This window comes from Pseudomonas sp. BIOMIG1BAC (assembly GCF_001705995.2).
GTDB lineage: Bacteria > Pseudomonadota > Gammaproteobacteria > Pseudomonadales > Pseudomonadaceae > Aquipseudomonas > Aquipseudomonas sessilinigenes.
Genome location: NZ_CP049045.1, coordinates 4,662,800 through 4,682,268, shown reverse-complemented (window position 1 = coordinate 4,682,268; position 19,469 = coordinate 4,662,800). Strand labels below are relative to the sequence as shown.

Below are 19,469 nucleotides of genomic sequence, written 5' to 3'. Positions count from 1 at the left end.
GGCGCCAGGAGAGCGGCGTTGCCTAGTTATTGGCTGGAGTCTAGGGAGCGGTTTTGCCATCGTAAAATCACAAAAACAATGGGGCGGTATCGGTTATTCAAATACCGGTATGCACACTGTTCTTCACGCTGTTGTAGATAAAGCCGGTTACCGGTCTGGTGTCATTTTCACCTTGTTTCTGGCTTGATATCCCCACAGAAAATATCCACGTTGCCATCGGCCGGTGTGGTCCTTACCACTAAGTAATATCCACCAGAAAGCAGCTCTGACAGCGCCACTGGCGCACTTCGTGAATAGGTCCAGCCGCGCGTTGCAGAAATGCGATTGGTATTGATCCGGTCATTCATTGCATAGGCGACAGACCCGGGCCGCTCGCAGCTGCCTTTGTTGATAAACGTGTAGAGATTCAAGGGCCGAAGAGTGCCGCTTGGAACTCCACTGACGACAAAGGAAAACGCTGTCTCATTGCCCTGAACGGCCAGCGTTGTATTGGCGATCTGACCGCCGTTGCGTGGTGTAGCGTTCAAGGGAACAGTCACTGTCTGGCTTGATGAATTCGTACAGCCGACGATTATCGCAGCGGCTAGGAGTGCCGCTGTCTGGGTTCCCGATTTCATGGTCACCTCCTGTACTCAAAAAAGCACAATCCAGGGCCTTTGAGTATAGGTCGGGAGTATTTGACCAATACCAAAATGCATTTCAGCAATACTCCCAATCGTTGTCTCAAACCTCCCCGTCCCGTCTACTTCAGTCCATACCGAAAGCCCACGGATCAGCGCTCATTGGTGCGGTCCAGACGGCCCAACGCTTCGGCTGCCAACAACAATAAAAAAGTAATGGGAGTGTTGATGATCGACGCAAAGCTAAAGCCGTTAAGCCTGGCTGTCTGGTTCAGCGTGACCGGGTGTGCCTTGACTGTTGGCGCTGTGCAGGCCGCCGAGTTTGATACCGGCAATCCGGACTGGACCGCGCGCTGGGACAACACCGTGCGTTACAACCTGGGCATACGGGCCGAGGGGCGCGACTCCGCGTTGGCCAATAACGCCAGCTACGACGAGTCCGACGCCAAGTTTGATCGGGGCGATGTGGTGACCAATCGGGTCGATGTGATGAGCGAAATGGAGGTCGCGTACAAGCAGTACAACGGTTTTCGCATCAGCGGCGCGGGCTGGTACGACCAGGCTTACGAAAACACCGACGTCGAAACCAGCCCCGGCAATGTCTACTACCCCGGTGCGTTTCCCGGTACGAGCACGCCGAGCTACAACAACGGTAAATACTCCAGCTTCACCAAGCGCTATCACCGTGGCCCTAGCGGCGAGTTACTGGACGCCTTTGCGTTTACCCGCTTCGATCTCGGCGAGATTCCGGTCAGCGTGCGTGCCGGCCGGCATACCGTGTACTGGGGCAACGGCCTGCTGATTGCCGGGCATGCGGTGTCCTACTCGCAAGCACCGTTGGATGGGCGCAAAGCGGTAAGCAACCCAGGAACCGAGACCCGTGAAATCTTCCTGCCGTTGACGCAGATTTCAACCCAGGCTCAGGTCACCGACAAGTTGTCGCTGGCAGCGCAATACTTCTTCGAATGGGACACCACGCGCGCACCTGAAGGCGGTACCTATCTGGCTTCCGCCGACGTCGCCCTGGAAGGGCCGGACCGTTTGCCGTTGTTCAGCGGTGTTTCGCGGCCGTTGATTGACCCGGTCAAACCCAAGGACAGGGGCAACTGGGGCGTGATGGGCACCTATAGCTTCGACTTCCTGCATTCGGAGGTCAGCGCGTTCTATCGCGAATTCGATGACTACAACCCGTGGGGCCTGCAAGTGGCGCCGACTTTCGCCCGTTACGTGTACGCCGAGAACGTCAAGCTCTATGGCCTGGGTTACTCCGCAGGTCCGGTGCTGGGTGGCGGCTCCCTTGGCGTAGACCTGTCGTATCGCCAGAACACCTCGTTGGTCTCCAGCAACATCAGCACTGCCGACAACCAGGGCGCTCGCGGTGACACCTGGCACATGGTGGTCAACGGCCTGTGGTTGCTGCCGCGCACTGATTACTTCGACACCGGCAGCCTGATCACCGAAATGGCGTTCAGTCATGTGCAACGGGTGACCAAGCACGAGGAACTGTTCAAAGGCGAGGGCTATGGCGGCTGCCCGGAGGGGCAGGACAAGCACTACGGCTGCGCCACCAAAAATTATGTCGGCCTGGCCGTGAGCTTTGCACCGCAATGGCTGGGGGTGTTCCCCGGCTGGAACATTTCCACCCCGATGAGCGTGGATTACGGCGTCAGCGGCAATGCCGCAACGGGCGGGGGCAACGAAGGCAAATACACCTGGAAAGCCGGGGTCAAGGGCACCTACGACGAGCGTACTGACGTGACCCTGTCGTACATCGGGTACGGCAGCGAACGCAAATATGGCGATATTGCCGGTGTCGGCAAAACAGTCGTCGGGGGAACCGGCGACGTTGGCCTGACCGACCGCAATTGGGTCTCGCTGACGGTCAGTACCGCGTTCTGAACCGCCCTGAACTGCACTGCAGTGATCACCGGACTCGGCGATCACCCATCTGAATGGAGAACGTAATGACGGTCAATTCTTATGCGATAGGCCTGGTGGCCATTGCTCTGACGGGGGCGACAGTCGCTGATGACACCTCTACCGCAGCCGATCTGGGCGGCAGACTCACGCCGTTCGGGGCGATTGTCGCGGGCAATGCCGCTGGCACCATTCCGGCCTACGACGGTGGTTTAAAAGTCCCGGCCGGGCTGGTCCCAGGCGACGGCAACTGGCCCAACCCGTTTGCCGATGAAAAGCCACGCTTGCGCATTACCGCAGCCAACGCCGATCAGTACGCCGACCAACTGGCAGCCGGACAACTGCAATTGCTCAAGCAGAACCCCGACACCTATTACCTTGAGGTGTACCCCACCCACCGGACAGCAACCTTTCCGGCGAATTTTCTTGCTGCCACCCAGCGCAATGCTGGCCGCAAGGACTGCAAGACCGAGAACGACGGTCTGTCGATCAGCGAAGGCTGCCGGGGCGGTCTGCCGTTCCCACTGCCGCGAGATGGCCGGGAACTGATGTGGAACTACATCCTGAACTACCAGGGTGTGAATGGCTGGGACTGGAACCACAGTGCCTATGTCGTCAATGAGGGTCATGCGACGTTGACCAATACCAACCGGTCCACCGGCGAAAAACCCTTCTACCAGATGGACGTTCCCGGGCGTGATCCGAAAATCGCCCAACGTATATGGTCGCGCATCGTTGCGCCGGCCCGTACGGCCGGGCAGGCATCCGGGTATTGGGATTACCTCGACCCGGTCGCTGACTCTCGATATGCCTGGAGCTACAGCACCGGCCAGCGCCGCGTGCGCAAGGCTCCGGAATTCAACTACGACACCCCCAACTCGGCGTTCGGCGGGGTCGCGTTCTACGACGAAATCTTCCTGTTCTCCGGAAAGATGGACCGTTTCGACTGGAAGCTGGTGGGCAAGAAGGAAATGTTCATTCCCTACAGCAACTACACGCTGAAGTGGGGTTGCGACATGGACAAGAAACTCATGCCCAAACACATCAACCCCGCCTGTGAACGCTGGGAGCTGCACCGTGTCTGGGTGGTGGAAGCGACCCGCAAGGACGGCGTCCGCCACGCGCAGAAAAAACGTCGCTACTACATCGACGAGGACACCTTTGGTGCTGCGGTCTACGACGCCTGGGACGACAGCGGCGCGCTGTTCCGTACCGGCTCGCAATACAACATCGAGGCGTATGGCATTCCCAATAACCCGCAACAGGATTCCTACTCGTTGTACGACTTCACCCGTGACCAGTACGGCATGTTCGGCAACGGCCCGACGCGCTACCGCCAGGAACCGGTCGCCGAGCGTGAAGCCAATCCGCAGACCATTGCCGGTGGCCAGACCCGCTGACCTCATGCTCCTTTTCGGCGCTTGTCACAGGCGCCGATTTTTTTATCCGTCCCGAGACCCTTTTATGAGCGAGATTGTGCAACGTTTAGACGGCAAGGTCTGCGTCATCACAGGCGCCGGCAGTGGCATCGGCCGCGCCTCGGCACTGCGTTTTGCCCGGGAGGGCGCCACGGTAGTGGTCACCGACCTTTTCGCCGAATCGGCGCAGGCCGTGGCAGCTGAAATAGGTGCCAAGGCAATGGCCATGCAAGTGGATGTTGGTGAGGAAGGCGCCTTGCGGGAGATGGTCGAGCAGACTGTCGAGACCTTCGGTCGTATCGACGTGTTGTTCAATAACGCCGTGTACAGAAACCCGGCCACCACCCGCGATATCGACTTCATCAACTTCAACACCGAGCTGTTCCACAACTGCATGCGGGTCAACGTGTTGGGTGGCGTGTTGGCGTGCAAATACGCCTTGCCGCACATGCTCGCCCAGGGCAGCGGTTCGATTCTGTTCACCTCGTCCACCAGCTCGATTGCCGGCGAAATTTCTCAGTTCAGCTACGGCGCCTCCAAGGCCGCGCTCAACTGGTACGTGCAAAGCATTGCCGCCACCTTTGGCAAACGCGGCATTCGTTGCAACGGCATCCTGCCGGGAGTGATTCGCACGCCAGCCATGGAAAGTTGGGCCAACGAGGCGATGAAGTCGGCCTTTCTCGACCTGCAAAACGTACCGCAACTGGGCGAGCCGGAAGACATCGCCGCCATGGCCGCTTTCCTCGCCAGCGACGACGCCGCCTATGTCAACGGGACGCTGATGCGCGTGGACGGCGGTATGAGTTGCGGCACACCGATGGTGCCGGTGGTGCGCAACTTCCTGCTGCCTCAAACCTCGGTCTGATCCCGATCCATTCACTGCACTGGAGCCCGTTTCATGGCACTCGAACAGGAACGCTTCATCCTCGACATGCTGGCCGCCTGGGGCGATGGCAGCGACGGCAGCCGCCCCGATATCGAACGCATCATGGCCACCTTCGCCGACGACGCCGTCTGGCAACTGTGGGTGCCCGGTGGTCCCGTGATCCGGGGGCGCGATGCGTTACGCCGGGAGATAGAGCGACAGATGAGTTATGTCACGCATAACCGTTGCACCACGCGCCACATCGTCTCTTCGGAGCGCGTGGTGATGACCGAACGCGACGATTACTGCGTCAGCAACGGCGTCCCCATGCCGCACTCGATGGTGGCGGTGTATGAGCTGGACGAACACGGACTGATCTGTGCCTGGCGCGAGTACCTGGACACCGCCGACCTGGCGAAGAAAAAGGGCGTGCCGCTGGAGCAGGTAGGCGGGCCGAACGCTGGTAGCACCAGCACCCATTGAGAGCGGCGCTGGACATCAGCGCCTGAGGAAGACCCCGTATGCCAACAACAATAAATACGACTGTTGATCCGGTCGAAGAAAAGCTGCGCACCTTTGTCGAAGGGCTGCTGGGCGGAAACATCACGGCCATGCAACGCCTGCTGCGCTGGCGTCCGGCGTGGAACCTTGAACTGCAACGCGATGGCGAAACCCTTCAATTGCATATTCGTGGCGAGCGAGGTGGTGATGTCAGCCCATTCCCGGATCTGCGCCGGGAGGCGGATATTCTCACCTTGCTCGGCCAGCAAGGTGTGCCGGTGCCGCGTATCTACGGCTTCTGCGAAGACCCGCAAGCCATCGTGATGGAGTTAGTGCCGGGCAGTCGTGATATCAGCACGGCGATCAGTGATGCCGAGCGCCATGCTGTCGCACGCCAGTGGGTCGACGCCATGGCGCGCATGCACCAATTGCCGTTGCAACCCTTCATTGAGCAGGGCATTCACCTGCCGACCAGTGCCGAGGACATTACCCTCGCAGGTCTGGAAGCTTACTACCCGCTGTATGCACGCAATAAAACCAGGCCTCAGCCGCTGGTTGAATTCGCCCTCGGCTGGTTGCGCCGCAATGTGCCGCAGCACCGTATCCGGCCTGCTTTCGTGCAGTACGATTCAGGGCAATATCTGTTCGAGAGCGGACAGGTACAGGGTCTCTACGATTTCGAATTTGCCATGATCGGCGATCCCTTGGCCGACCTGGCGTCGGCGCGCATGCGTGACAATTACGAGCCGCTCGGGGACAGCTTCGCCGCCCTGTATCGCTACTACCAGCAAGTAACCGGCGAACCGGCGGAGCCCGATGTGGTGCGTTACCACACGGCACTGTTTGCCACCGTCAGCACGATGCAGTTCTCGGCGTCGGTGGCCACGCCACAACCGGGCGACCCACATGACACCTACACCGAGTTTGACATCGCCCTGCGCCGGGTGGTGGTGCATGCGCTGGCCGAAGCCATGGGTGTGCCTCTGCAAACGCCGAAACTGGACATGGTCAGCAGCGGCCCGAATGCCCAGTTGCTGACCATGCTCGCCGATGCCCTGGCGCAGGTGGAAGTCGGCAGTGACTTCCAGAAAACCAAGCTGCGCGCCGTGAGCAAACTGGTGGAGTACCTGGGCCGTGGCGATGCCATGGAATTGCACTTGCGCGAGCTGGAACAACAGGAGGCGCAAGTCCTGCTGGACCGCACCTTCAGTGACTACAGCGAGATTGATGCAGCGCTGGAAGCCTTTGTCAAAAGCGCCGGGCCTGAATACGACGGGCCTTTGCTGCGCCTGTTCATGGCGCACATCGAGCGGCGCGTCCTGGTCTACGGCAGCACCGCCATTGGCGCCTCCGCCCGCCACATCGACCTGCCACCCGTGGCCTGACAGGGTGAAACCTTTCTCGCCCGGTGGCTGGTCGCCGGGCCTTCGTATTCGGAGTGTTTATGTCTGTTCCTGATAATGCCTTCCTGCATCGGTATGGTCCGTGGGCGGTGATTGCCGGTGCCTCCCATGGTGTGGGCGCGGCGTTTGCCCGTGCCCTCGCCGAGCGTAGCCTCAACTGCGTCCTGGTGGCGCGCCGTGGCGACGCCCTGGCGCAATTGAAAGGCGAATTGGAGCAACGTTACGCCATCGAAGTGCTGGTGGTAATCCAGGACCTTTCTCAGCCCGATGCCTGTGAGCGATTGCTCGCGGCTGTCGGTGAACGTCAAGTTGGTCTGTTTATCTACAACGCGGGTGGCGATCCCTACATCACGCGCTTCCTCGATACCTCGACCGAGGACTGGGGCGCGTTGCTGCGCCTCAATTGCTTGACCGTGATGCAATGCAGCCATGCCTTTGGTGCCGCGATGCTGGAGCGCGGGCAGGGCGGCTTGCTGTTGGTGGGTTCCCAGGCTGCATTGGGGGGTATTCGCAAACTGGCGATGTACACCGCCACCAAAGGGTTTGCGCTGAACCTCGGCGAATCGTTATGGGCGGAGTGGAAAGACCGTGGCGTCGACGTGCTCAATTTGGTCATCGGCACTGTCGACACACCCACCATGCGCGATGCCATGGTCAAACTGAACATTGCCGACGCCCTGACCATGACCTTGCCCAAAGCAGATGACTTGGCGCTTCTGGCGCTTGAGCAACTGGGTAATGGCCCGACGCTGATTCACCCCGAAGACACCCTTGTTCAGGTCGAGACCGCACCTGGCCCGGCACGTCGTGCCCAGGTACTGAGCAAGAGCGCGCAAGCGGCTGTGTTTATTGGCAACGACTGAGGTCACACACCATGAAAGGCTTTGATAACGCAGAATTCAAACGCGGCTGGCGGGTGCTGATTCTGGCGCTGGTGGGCGTTGCCACCAGTTCCAGTTCGTTGCTGCTGTACAGCTTCAGCTCCATGGTGATTCCGCTGGAACAGGCCATGGGCTGGGGCAGGGCGGAGTTGCAGGCGGCGATCACCGCGTTATCGCTGGGCACCATCGTCGCGTCGCAATTGGCCGGCTGGCTCAACTCGCGCTACGGCTTGCGCCGGGTCACGTTGCTGTCGCTGCTCGCGTTGTCCCTGAGTGTCTTCACCCTGACCTGTATCAATGGCTCGATCTGGACCCTCTACCTTGGCTTTTTCCTGGTGCCGCTAGCCGGGCTGGGTACGTTGCAGGTGACCTGGTCGCACCTGGTGAACTTGTGGTTCGAGGAAAACCGTGGTCTGGCGCTGGCGATCATCCTCAGTGGCTCCGGACTGGCGGCCATCATGCTTCCGCTGATCACCGCCTGGGCGATCAGCCGGTGGAATTGGCAGGCGGGATTCCTCGCGCTGGGTGTATTGCCGGTGCTGCTGGCGTTGCCCTTGGCCTTACGCTGGTTGTTGCCGACCACCAATGTCAGCCACAACTCGACGCAACTCCCCGCCACCAGCGAACAAACCGGCGGTCTACTGCTGCGCGAGGCGATGCGCTCCTGGCGTTTCTGGGTGTGCAACCTGTCGATGACGTTGGTGGTGTCGTGCGTGGTGGGCATGGTCACCAACATTGTGCCGTTGCTGCAGGACCGTGGCCTGAGCGCCCTGCAGGCCAGTCAGATTTTCGCCAGCTTCGGCGTGTCGCTGATCCTTGGCCGACTATTGGTGGGCTACCTGATTGACCGGTTGTGGGCGCCCGGTGTTGCCTCTGTCGCGCTGCTGATGCCGGCATTTGCCTGCGGCATTTTTGCCTATGGGGATTCCAGTATTGCGATGTACACCCTCGCCACGTTGCTGGTCGGCGTGGGTGCCGGTGCCGAGTTCGATATCGCTGCTTTCCTGATCGCCCGTTACTTCGGCATGCGCGACTACGGCCGCTTGTTTGGCGCGCACCTGGGCTTGATTACCGCAGGTGCGGCGATCTCGCCGTTACTGTTCGCCGGGTTGTTCAAGCTCACCGGTGGCTACTCGGCCATGCTGCTGTTCAGTTTTATCTGCTTTGTCGTCGGCCCATTGCTGCTGCTGACATTGGGTGGGTATCCGCGATATCAGTCCGAGCCATTAGTTGCCAGTTAGAGAAGCTGCCGAAGTAAATATAGACAAATAACAGAATAATGTTCAATTATTGCCTCGAGTGCAGCCTGACAATAAAACAGACAAGGAGAATGCCATGCGTGCAGCAATCATTTCCGAGCGCAATGCGCCGCCGGTAGTGGGCGAGTTTCGTGATCCGCAGCCGCTAGACGGCTCGGTGCTGATCGATGTCGATACCGCTGGCCTTGGTGGCTGGGATGTACTCGGCGCCTACCGTCTGGGTGTTGAATATCCCTGTGTCATTCGCGGAGAAGGCGTTGGCCGTGCGCCGGATGGCCGCCGGGTGTATTTCGGCGAGCGCTCGGTGTTGCCGTTTGGTGCCTGGGCAGAGCGCACCCTGGTGCCGCAAGCCGAAGTATGGAATGTGCCGGACGACGTGGACGATAAAACCGCGATCAGCATGGGCATCGCTGCGACCGGCGCCATCGTGCCCCTGGAAAAAGCCGCGATTCAGAAGGGTGAGAAGGTGCTGATCCTGGGCGCCACCGGCACGCTCGGCCAGATCGCCCTGCAACTGGCGCGCGGTCTGGGTGCAGGCAAAGTGGTCGGTGCTGCCCGGTCCGCTGAAGCACTGGGGCGGTTGAAGTCGCGAGGCCTTGCCGATGAAGTGGTGACCCTGGGTGGCAGCGATGACGTCGCGGCGCTCAAGGATGCGGCCGATGGCGGATTTGATGTGGTGCTCGACCTCGTGTGCGGTCAACCGATGTTGACGTCGCTGAAGGCCACCAACTGGGGCGCACGGATCATGACCATTGGCACGGGAGCCGGCCGCCAGCTCAATCTGGATATTGCCGATCTGTTGTTTCGCAATCTGTCGTGCATCGGCACTGGCCAGCGCCCGCCCGCAGACCGTGAACAGATCTGGCTGCGTCTGCTGAAGATCGCCAAAGAGCAGCAGATTCAGGTGGATTACCTGGATTTTACCCTCGATCAGGCGGCTGAAGCCTGGGCCGCGCAGGTCAATGGGCCACACGCCAAAATCACCGCCACGATTCGTCGTTAAAGCCCGTATTGCTGGAAGGCGCCCTTGTCCGGGTGCCTTTCAGCGCTGGCGCTGGTGGCGAAATTCCTCGGGTGTGACACCGAGCTCTTTACGGAAGGCCGCGCTGAAAGCGGCGGCGTTGTTGAAGCCGGCCTGATAGGCCACTTGTTTGATCAGCAACCGTGGGTCAGCCAACAGCGCCACGGCTTTTTGCAAACGGGTTTGCGCGGCGTACTGGCGCAAGGTCATGCCGGTGGTGTTTTTGCAGCGACTGGACAGGGTCCGCAACGGCAGTTCGCAGGCCCGCGCCAAGTGGCCCAGTGAGCGGCCTTCGTCACTGGCGCTGTCGAGCAATTCACGCAGGATGTTGAGTTGACGATGGCTGAGTTTTTCAGCGCAGTGTGAGGAACAAGTGGCATCGTCGGGCGCGTCGATAAATTCGCGGCGCAGGTCCAGGGCAATGCTGGTGAGCAGGCACTCGGTGTGCAGCTCGCTGGCGAAGCCGGGGTTGGCGACTTCTTCGGCCAGCCGTTGCAACGAGGCGTGCAAGTAGCCGCTTTGCAGGTTGAGCATGGCTGCGCTGACGTTGTCCTGCCAGTTCCAGCGATAGCTGCCCAGGACGCCGAGTGAGGAGGGGTCGAATAGACACACAAGGGCCTTTTGCTCTCCGGCATCGTGACGCAGGTGGAACTCGGTGCCATGGGGAATGAACAACAGCTTGCCCAGGGGTTGGAATTGAGGCGCACCGTGGCTGGAAAAACCGCCGCAGTTAGGCTTGATCTGCGAGCTGGCCGGCAGCATCAAGCGCAACAGGCAACTGTCGCCGGTTTCTATCAAGGCAGTGCCAGTGTTGGACCATTGCGCGTGTTCAACCCGGATGTCGAAGCCTTGCCTGGCCAATGAAGCTTCGGTCAGGAAATTACCTGACGCTTCACAGTCGTACTCGCTGTAGTGGATCGCGTTCATTTTTCAACCTTCAGCCATTTTTATTATTGGCGCTGAAATTCGAAGGATAACGATACGTCAGGGCAGCTACCCGGTCTCGAGTGTAACCAGCCCGTGGACCGAGCTGTTTCATATATTCAGGCGGCAGGTATCAGAAAATCAGATGACGAAAGGCAAAGATATTTCCATGCGCCAACTGCGCTATTTCGTTGCCGCCGCCGACGCCGGCCAGTTTTCCCAGGCGGCGCTGAAGGCGCATGTATCGCAGTCGGCGATTACTGCGGCGGTGTTGCATCTGGAACAGTCCTTGGGCGTCAGCTTGTTCGACCGCTTGCCCCATGGCGTGGCGCTGACCGCTGAAGGCAACAAGTTTTCCCAGCATGCGCGGCACATTCTCGACACGCTGCAGGACGCTCTCAGTGAACCGCTGTTTCTCGGCCATGCGATGCAAGGAACCGTGCGTGTGGGTGCCTCCTACACGGTGCTCGGTTACTTTCTGCCAGCGCTGCTGGCACGCTTCAAACGTAGCTACCCTCAGGTAGAGATCGACCTGATCGACATGGACCGCCAGAGCATTGAAGCGGCCCTGAGCAATGGCGACCTCGACTTGGGCCTGGCAATTGTCTCCAATACGCCGAACTTGCACGGTTTCGCTCACCATGTGCTAATTCGTTCGCGCCGCCAACTCTGGCTGGCAAGTCAGCACCCATTGATGTCTGCCACCTCGATCAATCTCGAAGACGTCGCCGAGCATGCCTATATCCTGGCCACGGTCGATGAGGGGGAGACCTCGACCATGCGCTATTGGGAATCCCGCGGACTGGCACCCAAGGTGGCTTTTCGTACCTCATCCATGGAGGCATTGCGCGGGCTGGTGGGGCATGGTTTCGGTGTGACCATTCTCTCGGACATGCTGTACCGGGCCTGGTCTCTGGAAGGCAAGAAGATTGAAATCCGGCCGCTGGTGGATGTGATTCCACCCATGGAACTGGGGCTGATCTGGCTGCCGGATAACTGTTTGTCGGCACCGACCCAGGCATTCCGACAGTTTCTGATCATGGCCTGCGCCTCTTGATCCCGCTACTGGCGCACGTTGTTGTCAGGCGGCCAGGTGCCGTTGTTCATCAGGCTGTCGAAGGTTTCGGTCATTTCCCGCGCCGGGTTCGGATAGTCGTGGCGCACCCACCACAACCACAGCCCCACCAGGGCACCGACGAAACAGCGCACGGCGGCCTCGCCACGCAGTTGATCGATTTGGTACAGGCCCTGTTTCCGGTAGTGTTCCCGGACCTGGATGATCAGGATATTTTCCAGGTGCGCGAGAATCACGTTCTGTCCCGGGCCGCTGAAGAACGCCGTTGTCAGTGCCGCATGACGTTCGGTGGCGCTGAACAGCCAGGCCGAAACATCCAGCAGGACACGGCGGTCGCCATCAACTTCGGTGACCTTGGTCGAGGGAACGCCAATGGCTTCGTACCCGGCGACGATCAGGTCCTCCTTGTCGCGAAAGTGCGCGTAGAAGGTGGAGCGCGCGACCCCTGTACTGTCCAGTAATTGCTGGACCGTAATTCCTTCGTAGCCCTTTTCCAGCGCCAGGCGATACATGTGGTCCAGCAACAATTCCCGGGTGCGTTGGGAACGCAAGGCGTGGCGTTGACTGGCGTGATTTTTATCGGCTGTTTGCACGGAAGCTAGGTGAGACATTCTTAACCTCGGCAGCGCTTTTTATTGGTTTCATGACGGCGGGTACAAGAGCTTCCCGGCGGTGATCAGAACACAATGACAGAGGATTTTTTGCACCAGCAGGATTATTTTTAGAACATATTCGGCGAAAGTGTTAATTAATTCCGTCTATGCCGTACAGATTTGCGCTTCTGTTCGTTGTGGCTTTGCGTCTGCGGCCTTACCGTTTCTCCAGTCCGATAGAGACCTGGAGAACAATAATGAATAACGCTCCTGAAACGCCTGCACCTGTTCCTGCGCACATTCCCAAGCACCTTGCCCGCGATTTCGATCTATGGGCAGAGCTCACCGCCCACGGCGAAAACGCCTATCAACCAATCCGGCTGCGTAGGTCATGCCCGCTGCAACAACGTCGCGCCCGCGCTCTATCCACTCGATAACAACGGCTACATCGCCAGCAACGGCTTAAGTGTGCCGATTGGGCAAGAGCGGCTGGCAACCCGCGGTGCCCGTGCCTGCCCGGAACGGGTCATCGAGGTTCGCGATACATCCGACGAACACCGGTGAGTGCCGCCTTGGTAATGGAAGACTTTCAGCAACCCGCAAAAGAAGAACAACAATGAGCAAAACCTACGACTACATCATCATCGGTGCGGGGTCATCCGGCTGCGTCCTGGCCAATCGCTTGTCTGCCGACACGAACGTTTCGGTGCTGCTGATCGAGAGCGGACCGGATCACACCAGTCCGTTGATTGCCATGCCCCGTGGCATTGGCAAACTGCTCAGCCCCGGCAATCCGCATGTGTGGAGCTACAAGGCTGCACGCGGTGAGGGTATGAGCGATGAGCAATGGCTCAAAGGCAAAACGATTGGCGGCTCCAGTTCGGTCAACGGCATGGTCTATGTACGGGGAGCACCCGCTGATTATGATCATTGGGAAGCGCAAGGCTGCGCGGGCTGGGGCTGGAAAGACATGGGCCGGCAGTTTGTCGCCCTCGAAGACCACCAGTTGGGCAAGAGCCAATGGCGCGGAGTCGGTGGCCCGCTCAAAGTCACGGTGCACCCATCGGGCCACGCCCTGTGCGATGCCGTCATCAGCGCGGCCGGTGAGCTGGGTGTGGCGCGCACTGAAGACACCAATCATATCGACTCGGTCACTCAGGGTGGCTTCGGCTATCAGCCGCAAACCACCTGGAAAGGCCAGTGATTCAGTGCCGCCAAGGCCTTTCTCGATCCGGTGCGCGCACGTCCGAATTTGACGTTAATGACCGGCACGGATGTTCAACGCATCGAGTTCAGCAATCACCGTGCCTGTGACGTGCAGGTCAACAACAGCGCCGGCAAGGAACGCTTCGAAGTGCGCCGCGAGGTGTTGTTGTGCGCCGGTGCCATTGAATCGCCGAAGCTGTTGCAACTGTCTGGCATCGGCCCGGCCGCACTGTTGAACTCGCTGGGTATCAGTGTGCTGCACGACGCCCCCGAGGTCGGGCGTAACCTGCGTGAGCACGTGTACATGGCCATGCAGTATCGGGTCACCCGTGGCAGCTTCAATCACTGCTTCCATGGGATTGGGTTACTCGGTGCAGTGGCCCAATACTTTTTGCGCAAGAAAGGACCGATGACCCACGCCGCTCACGAGGCCGGTGGTTTCATCAAGACGCGCCCGGAGCTGGATCGTCCGGACGCGCAAATCGGCGTCAGCCTCTATTCCATGGATGGCGACGGTAACAAGGTCGAAATCGACAAGGAGCCCGGCCTGACCATCGGTGGCTATTTCCTGCGTCCGCAGAGCCAGGGTGAGGTGCGCATTCAATCGGCGGACGCCACGGTTCCACCCCGGATCAACGCCAATTATTTGAGCGCCGAGATCGATCGCACTTCCGCAATTGCCTTGTTTCGCTGGTTCCGCCGTCTGGCTGCACAGCCGGTGCTCAAGCCATTCATTGTCGGCGAGCTGACACCGGGACCGGAGGTAGAAAGCGACGCGCAAATTCTTGCTGCGTTCCGCCGCTTCGGCCAGACCGCCTATCACGTTTCCGGGACCTGTCGCATGGGTGCCGACAGCGCGTCGGTGCTCGATCCGCAACTGCGTGTGCGCGGCGTCGAGGGCCTGCGTGTGGTCGACACTTCGGTGATGCCGTGCCTGGTTTCCGGTAACACCAATGCCCCGGCCATGGCCATTGCCATGCGCGCTGCAGAAATTATCACCGGCAAAGTCTCAGGAGATCCAACACCATGAGTGTTCCCTTTACCCAGCTGGACAAGCTGTACATCGATGGCGCGTGGGTGGATGTTGACGGTCCGCGCGAAGCAGTGCTCAACCCGGCCACCGAAGCGGTCATCGGTCATGCACCGAATGGTGATCTGCAGAGCGCCGACGCAGCCATCGCCGCCGCACGCAACGCCTTTGATAACGGCCCTTGGCCCTGGTTGAGCATGGCCGAACGGGCCGGGTACATGCGGCGGATGCACGCAGCTTTGGTGGCAAAAAGGGAGGAAATTGCCGCGCTGATTATCGCTGAGGTCGGCTGTTCCCAAGGCGTGACTTATGCCATGCAGGTGGACATGCCGCTGGGCCATGTGCTGACCGCGATCGAGCAGTCTGTGCACAGCGACAGCTTGCAGATTCCGGTGCAGGCCAATCCCAATCCGTTCAACCCGGCAGGGCCGATGATTCTCGGCAGCGGCACGGTGGAGCGTGAGGCCATCGGCGTGGTGGCCGGCATCACCGGCTATAACTTTCCGTTTCTTCTTAACCTGGCCAAGGTGTTTCCGGCCTTGCTGGCCGGCAACACCCTGGTGCTCAAGCCTTCGCCATTTACCCCGTACTCGGCGCTGTTGTTCGGTCAGATCGCTGAAGAAATCGGCCTGCCCCAGGGCGTACTCAACATTGTCACCGGCGGTATTGAAGTGGGCGGCTTGTTGAGCAGCGACCCGCGGGTGGACATGGTCTCGTTCACCGGTTCGGAAACGGTCGGCATGAGCATCATGAGTCAGGCGGCGCCGACCCTGAAGCGCGTGCATCTGGAACTGGGCGGCAAATCGGCGTTGATCGTGCGCGCCGATGCCGACATTCAGGCCACCGCGCTGGGAGCTGTCGCCGGGCTGGCGGTCAACGCGGGGCAGGGCTGTGCATTGCTCACCCGCTTCGTTGTGCATCACTCGGTACGCGAGCAATTCGTGCAGTGCGCCAAAGCCATTGCCGGGCAGTGGAAGGTCGGTGACCCGGCGGACCCGAGCGTGATGATGGGCCCGCTGATCCGCGAGTCGCAGCGCGCCAAGGTCGAGCATTTCATCGCCAGCGGCCGCGACGCCGGGGCCACGCTGGTCTGCGGTGGTGGACGACCTGCGCATCTGCGCCAGGGCTTCTTCAGCGACATCACCCTGTTCGATGACGTAAGCAACGACATGCTCATCGCCCAGGAGGAAATCTTCGGGCCGGTGGGGGTGGTGATCGGTTTCGACAGTGATGACGAGGCGGTTGCCATTGCCAACGATTCGCGGTTTGGCCTCAACGCCGCTGTTTCCTCTGCAGATGCCGCCACCGCCTATGCCATGGCTCGACGAATTCGTGCCGGCAGTGTGTACCTCAATGGGGGTAGCGGCAGCTTGCCTTATGCGCCCATCGGCGGCTTCAAACGTTCAGGACTGGGCCGTGAGTTCGGGCCGAACTGGCTTAAAGAATTCACCCAGGAGAAATCCATCATCTACCCCATCGGCCGCTAGCCATGACACCCCGCGAGCGGGGAGCAGACAAAACGACTGACAATAAAAACAAAAGGTGGTTTGCATGAAAAAGATGAGCAAACAGGGACGCATGCGAGCCCAGCGGGCCATGGTACTGCTGGCGGTAGGGAAAATGGCGTTTGGTTACGGTGGAGCGGTGATGGCTGCGCCGATCGAACTGGCTAATCCAGACTTTCATCTGCGTTGGGATAACACCCTGCGCTACAACCTGGGGATGCGAACGGAGGGGCAAGACCGGCGCATCATGAACAACCCTAACTACGATGAATCGGACGGCAAGTTCGACAAGGGTGACATCGTCACCAACCGCATCGACTTGCTCACTGAACTCGATTTTGCCTACCGTAAAGACTGGGGGGCACGCCTCAGCGCCGCCGGCTGGTACGACCAGGCGTACCACAATGACACGGTGCGCAGTCATGTTGCCGGGTACCAGACCAGCTACGACAACGACCACTACAGCTCTGAAGTGAAGCGTTACGTCGAAGGCCCTTCAGGGGAAATCCTCGATGCCTTCGTCTGGAAAAACCTGCGCCTGGGCGATGCTTCGGTGAACGTCAAGATCGGCCGGCATACCAATTACTGGGGCGAGGGGCTACTGTTCGGTGCCCATGCGATTTCCTACTCGCAAGCGCCTCTGGATGGTGCCAAGGCAGTGACCAGTCCTGGCATTGAAACCAAGGAAGTGTTCTTGCCCATCGGGCAGATATCCGTCAAAGCTCAGGCCACCGACAACCTGACACTGGCCGCTCAATATTTCTACGAATGGGACTACACGCGCATTCCGTACGGCGGCACCTACTTCGGCGCAGCGGACCCGTTCTTCGAAGGCCCGGACCGTTTGCCTGTAGCACCTGGTTTTTCCTTTAACCGGGAGAAGTCCAAATACGGTCGTGACTCCGCCAACTGGGGCGTAATGGCCAAATACGACGTCGAGGCGATTCAATCGACGGTGGGCGCTTACTACCGCCAGTTCGATGACTACCAACCCTGGTTGGCGCCAGAAGTTTCGGCCGCTACCGGCAGCTACCGCCTGGTGTACCCGCGCAGCGTCAAACTGGTCGGCCTGAGTCTTTCGACCGTGCTCGACACGGTGTCGATCGGCAGCGAGATCTCCTATCGCAAGGGCGGTGCGTTGAACGCGGTCGGCGTTGATCCTTCCGACAACGAAGGACCGCGTGGCGATACGTACCACTTCGTCGCCAACGCTGTGTATGGCGTGCCGCGTAACTTTATCGCCAACAACGCCACGCTGATCGGCGAGTTCGCCTACAGCCACCTGCGCAAAGTGACCGAGCACGAAGAGCTTTATCTGGGTGAAAACAACAATAACTGCGTTGACCCCCGCGTCGGCACACCCGGTTCAGGGGACAAGCGCGACGGTTGTTCGACCCGGGATTACGCGGCCATCGCCGTCAATTACACACCGCAATACCTGTCGGTACTCCCGTCCTGGGACATGACCGTACCGTTGACCGTCAATTATGGCCTGTCGGGCAACGCAGCCAGTGCCGGCGGTGGTAACGAAGGCGCGCTGACCTGGTCTGCCGGCGTGCAGATGACGTATGCCCAGCGTTATGAATTTGGTTTGCGTTATTCCGATACAGACGCTCAAACGAAGAACATTCCCGGGGACACCGTCGGGGGCAACGGCGCCGTGGGCGGAACCGACCGTGGCTGGCTGGCCTTCACCTTCAAAACCTCCATCTAAAAAAGCCAAGAAGCGGAGTATCTGTTTATGAAAGGACAATTTGCATGGGCGGTGGCGCTGTTGAGCATCGCCACCGCCAGCCTGGCTGCGGCACCGGCCGACCAGGTTGCACAGATCGGAAAAACCCTGACGCCGTTCGGCGCAATTATCGCGGGCAATGCCGATGGCAGCATTCCTCCCTATACCGGCGGCCTGACGCAGAGCCCGCCAGGCTTCAAGCCCGACAGCGGCTTCTGGGCCGACCCCTTCGAGGATGAAAAACCGCTGCTGCGGATCAACTCGAAAAACATGGAGCAATACGCCGACCGCTTGAGCGGCGGGCAAAAAATGCTGCTGAGTAAATTTCCCGACTACTACCTGGATATTTACCCGACCCACCGGACCGCGGCGTACCCGCAAGCGTTGCTCGATGCCTCTGTGCGCAACGCCAGTAACTGCCGCACGACCAAGGACAACCTCGCAGTCGATCCGGCATGCCGAGGCGGGCTGCCGTTCCCGCTTCCGCAGAACGGCAATGAAGTCATCTGGAATCAACAACTGCGCTACAAGGGAACGGGTTACACCACCACGGCTTCGTCCAACAGTTGGGTAGTGGATTCTCAGGGTTCGGTGACCAAGACCGCCGAGTCCGCGACCATGGAGGAGGCGCCGTACTACCAGACTCAACAGACCGATCGCGATCCGCAGTTGTACTACCGCGCCTGGGCACTGGACAGTTATCCGGCCCGCAGCGCCGGGCAACTGATCATCCTCGCTGACTACCTCGACCCGCAAAGCCAGCCACGGCGTGCCTGGAGCTACACCCCAGGCATGCGCCGCATCAAGTTGGCGCCGGAGTTCGCCTACGACACGCCGGTGCCCAACCAGGGCGGTGTGAACCTGTTCGACGAATTGCAGATGTTCTCCGGTAGCCAGGACCGTTTCGACTACAAACTGGTGGGCCGCAAGGAGATGTATATCCCGTACAACGCCTACAAGTTCTACTTCAGTTGCGGCCAGGAAGAACAGTTCAAGCCGCATCATGCCAACCCGGCTTGCGAGCGCTGGGAACTGCACCGGGTGTGGGTGGTGGAAGCGACTCTGAAACCGGGCAAACGCCACGTCTACAGCAAGCGCACCTACTACCTCGACGAAGACACGTTTGGTGCCGGCCTGTATGACGCCTGGGACCAGGGCGGGGTGCTGTATCGCGCGCTGTTCCAGAGTGGCGTGCAGCTGTACGACAAAAACCTGCCGTACACGGTAAAAAACGTCAGCTATGACTTCAACAAAGGCATGTGGTCTTTGCTCAACGATGGCCTCAAGGGCGGATATCGGGTGCACGACACGCCGTTATCGGAGCGTGACATGAAGCCTGAGTCGATTGTTTCCCAGGAGACCCAACGCTGATTTCATCGGTTGAACACGCATTTGCGGCCTGAGAGGGCCGCTTTTTTTTGTGCGGATTTTATAAAAGGTAGCCCTGCGACTCATATTTAAATGAACACATATTAGAAATGTGTTTATATTATTGAGGGTGCAGTTATCCCTTAAATTG

Annotated in this window: 17 protein-coding genes and 1 pseudogene; 15 read left to right on the top strand and 3 right to left on the bottom strand. The window is 59.6% G+C overall.

The genetic code is table 11. The features are described from left to right. Positions 1-167: 167 nt before the first annotated feature. Positions 168-617, bottom strand: coding sequence for a hypothetical protein (locus ATY02_RS21735; RefSeq protein WP_076961360.1), 450 nt, complete (start codon positions 615-617; stop codon positions 168-170). Between the two features lie 231 nt (positions 618-848). Here ATY02_RS21735 and ATY02_RS21730 point away from each other — a divergent pair, with 231 nt between their 5' ends. From ATY02_RS21730 to ATY02_RS21695, 8 genes are all read left to right on the top strand, one after another. After that, a complete protein-coding gene (locus ATY02_RS21730) occupies positions 849-2,519 on the top strand; it encodes a DUF1302 domain-containing protein (RefSeq protein ID WP_032904486.1) in 1,671 nt (556 codons plus the stop codon). A 65-nt stretch (positions 2,520-2,584) separates the two neighbouring features. After that, complete coding sequence (locus tag ATY02_RS21725) at positions 2,585-3,937, top strand: DUF1329 domain-containing protein (RefSeq protein ID WP_020300833.1); 1,353 nt, start codon at positions 2,585-2,587, stop codon at positions 3,935-3,937. Positions 3,938-4,001: 64 nt separating this feature from the next. Beyond that, positions 4,002-4,820, top strand: coding sequence for an SDR family NAD(P)-dependent oxidoreductase (locus ATY02_RS21720; protein ID WP_020300832.1), 819 nt, complete (start codon positions 4,002-4,004; stop codon positions 4,818-4,820). A gap of 33 nt (positions 4,821-4,853) precedes the next feature. After that, the gene (locus ATY02_RS21715) at positions 4,854-5,303 is read left to right on the top strand and encodes a nuclear transport factor 2 family protein (protein ID WP_020300831.1); all 450 of its coding nucleotides are present in this window, start codon (positions 4,854-4,856) and stop codon (positions 5,301-5,303) included. A 38-nt stretch (positions 5,304-5,341) separates the two neighbouring features. Next, the gene (locus ATY02_RS21710) at positions 5,342-6,706 is read left to right on the top strand and encodes a phosphotransferase family protein (RefSeq protein WP_020300830.1); all 1,365 of its coding nucleotides are present in this window, start codon (positions 5,342-5,344) and stop codon (positions 6,704-6,706) included. Between the two features lie 59 nt (positions 6,707-6,765). Further along, the gene (locus ATY02_RS21705; RefSeq protein WP_020300829.1) at positions 6,766-7,587 is read left to right on the top strand and encodes an SDR family NAD(P)-dependent oxidoreductase; all 822 of its coding nucleotides are present in this window, start codon (positions 6,766-6,768) and stop codon (positions 7,585-7,587) included. An 11-nt stretch (positions 7,588-7,598) separates the two neighbouring features. Beyond that, on the top strand, positions 7,599-8,846 hold the full coding sequence (locus ATY02_RS21700; protein ID WP_020300828.1) for an MFS transporter: 1,248 nt from the start codon (positions 7,599-7,601) through the stop codon (positions 8,844-8,846). A 94-nt stretch (positions 8,847-8,940) separates the two neighbouring features. Beyond that, complete coding sequence (locus ATY02_RS21695; RefSeq protein ID WP_020300827.1) at positions 8,941-9,867, top strand: quinone oxidoreductase family protein; 927 nt, start codon at positions 8,941-8,943, stop codon at positions 9,865-9,867. Between the two features lie 39 nt (positions 9,868-9,906). Here the strand turns inward: ATY02_RS21695 and ATY02_RS21690 are convergent, their stop codons facing one another. Then, a complete protein-coding gene (locus ATY02_RS21690) occupies positions 9,907-10,812 on the bottom strand; it encodes a helix-turn-helix domain-containing protein (protein WP_020300826.1) in 906 nt (301 codons plus the stop codon). 142 nt (positions 10,813-10,954) lie between these two features. On the opposite strand from ATY02_RS21690, the gene ATY02_RS21685 reads away from it, so the two are divergent. Next, complete coding sequence (locus ATY02_RS21685) at positions 10,955-11,866, top strand: LysR family transcriptional regulator (protein WP_020300825.1); 912 nt, start codon at positions 10,955-10,957, stop codon at positions 11,864-11,866. 5 nt (positions 11,867-11,871) lie between these two features. Here ATY02_RS21685 and ATY02_RS21680 read toward each other — a convergent pair whose 3' ends face one another. After that, positions 11,872-12,435, bottom strand: a complete 564-nt coding sequence (locus tag ATY02_RS21680; protein ID WP_228022214.1) for a TetR/AcrR family transcriptional regulator — start codon at positions 12,433-12,435, stop codon at positions 11,872-11,874. A gap of 354 nt (positions 12,436-12,789) precedes the next feature. On the opposite strand from ATY02_RS21680, the gene ATY02_RS21675 reads away from it, so the two are divergent. The 6 genes and pseudogenes from ATY02_RS21675 (at position 12,790) to ATY02_RS21655 (ending at position 19,321) form a co-directional block, all read left to right on the top strand. After that, the gene (locus tag ATY02_RS21675) at positions 12,790-13,041 is read left to right on the top strand and encodes a ferredoxin (RefSeq protein ID WP_154220403.1); all 252 of its coding nucleotides are present in this window, start codon (positions 12,790-12,792) and stop codon (positions 13,039-13,041) included. A 52-nt stretch (positions 13,042-13,093) separates the two neighbouring features. Next, a pseudogene (locus ATY02_RS36190) lies at positions 13,094-13,972 on the top strand (GMC family oxidoreductase); the annotation flags it as partial. A 15-nt stretch (positions 13,973-13,987) separates the two neighbouring features. After that, on the top strand, positions 13,988-14,713 hold the full coding sequence (locus ATY02_RS36185) for a GMC family oxidoreductase (protein WP_318533078.1): 726 nt from the start codon (positions 13,988-13,990) through the stop codon (positions 14,711-14,713). Then, positions 14,710-16,200, top strand: a complete 1,491-nt coding sequence (locus ATY02_RS21665; RefSeq protein WP_020300823.1) for an aldehyde dehydrogenase family protein — start codon at positions 14,710-14,712, stop codon at positions 16,198-16,200. Before ATY02_RS36185 ends, ATY02_RS21665 begins: the two co-directional genes overlap by 4 nt. Before the next feature lie 64 nt (positions 16,201-16,264). Beyond that, positions 16,265-17,932, top strand: a complete 1,668-nt coding sequence (locus ATY02_RS21660) for a DUF1302 domain-containing protein (RefSeq protein ID WP_020300822.1) — start codon at positions 16,265-16,267, stop codon at positions 17,930-17,932. Positions 17,933-17,959: 27 nt separating this feature from the next. After that, a complete protein-coding gene (locus ATY02_RS21655; RefSeq protein ID WP_020300821.1) occupies positions 17,960-19,321 on the top strand; it encodes a DUF1329 domain-containing protein in 1,362 nt (453 codons plus the stop codon). Positions 19,322-19,469: the final 148 nt, after the last annotated feature.

What these genes read in the sequence shown, in the direction of transcription:
- ATY02_RS21735 (WP_076961360.1), bottom strand. Translation starts at nt 617, where the DNA reads ATGAAATCGGGAACCCAGACAGCGGCACTCCTAGCCGCTGCGATAATC.
- ATY02_RS21730 (WP_032904486.1), top strand. Translation starts at nt 849, where the DNA reads ATGATCGACGCAAAGCTAAAGCCGTTAAGCCTGGCTGTCTGGTTCAGC.
- ATY02_RS21725 (WP_020300833.1), top strand. Translation starts at nt 2,585, where the DNA reads ATGACGGTCAATTCTTATGCGATAGGCCTGGTGGCCATTGCTCTGACG.
- ATY02_RS21720 (WP_020300832.1), top strand. Translation starts at nt 4,002, where the DNA reads ATGAGCGAGATTGTGCAACGTTTAGACGGCAAGGTCTGCGTCATCACA.
- ATY02_RS21715 (WP_020300831.1), top strand. Translation starts at nt 4,854, where the DNA reads ATGGCACTCGAACAGGAACGCTTCATCCTCGACATGCTGGCCGCCTGG.
- ATY02_RS21710 (WP_020300830.1), top strand. Translation starts at nt 5,342, where the DNA reads ATGCCAACAACAATAAATACGACTGTTGATCCGGTCGAAGAAAAGCTG.
- ATY02_RS21705 (WP_020300829.1), top strand. Translation starts at nt 6,766, where the DNA reads ATGTCTGTTCCTGATAATGCCTTCCTGCATCGGTATGGTCCGTGGGCG.
- ATY02_RS21700 (WP_020300828.1), top strand. Translation starts at nt 7,599, where the DNA reads ATGAAAGGCTTTGATAACGCAGAATTCAAACGCGGCTGGCGGGTGCTG.
- ATY02_RS21695 (WP_020300827.1), top strand. Translation starts at nt 8,941, where the DNA reads ATGCGTGCAGCAATCATTTCCGAGCGCAATGCGCCGCCGGTAGTGGGC.
- ATY02_RS21690 (WP_020300826.1), bottom strand. Translation starts at nt 10,812, where the DNA reads ATGAACGCGATCCACTACAGCGAGTACGACTGTGAAGCGTCAGGTAAT.
- ATY02_RS21685 (WP_020300825.1), top strand. Translation starts at nt 10,955, where the DNA reads ATGACGAAAGGCAAAGATATTTCCATGCGCCAACTGCGCTATTTCGTT.
- ATY02_RS36185 (WP_318533078.1), top strand. Translation starts at nt 13,988, where the DNA reads ATGGCCATGCAGTATCGGGTCACCCGTGGCAGCTTCAATCACTGCTTC.
- ATY02_RS21665 (WP_020300823.1), top strand. Translation starts at nt 14,710, where the DNA reads ATGAGTGTTCCCTTTACCCAGCTGGACAAGCTGTACATCGATGGCGCG.
- ATY02_RS21660 (WP_020300822.1), top strand. Translation starts at nt 16,265, where the DNA reads ATGAAAAAGATGAGCAAACAGGGACGCATGCGAGCCCAGCGGGCCATG.
- ATY02_RS21655 (WP_020300821.1), top strand. Translation starts at nt 17,960, where the DNA reads ATGAAAGGACAATTTGCATGGGCGGTGGCGCTGTTGAGCATCGCCACC.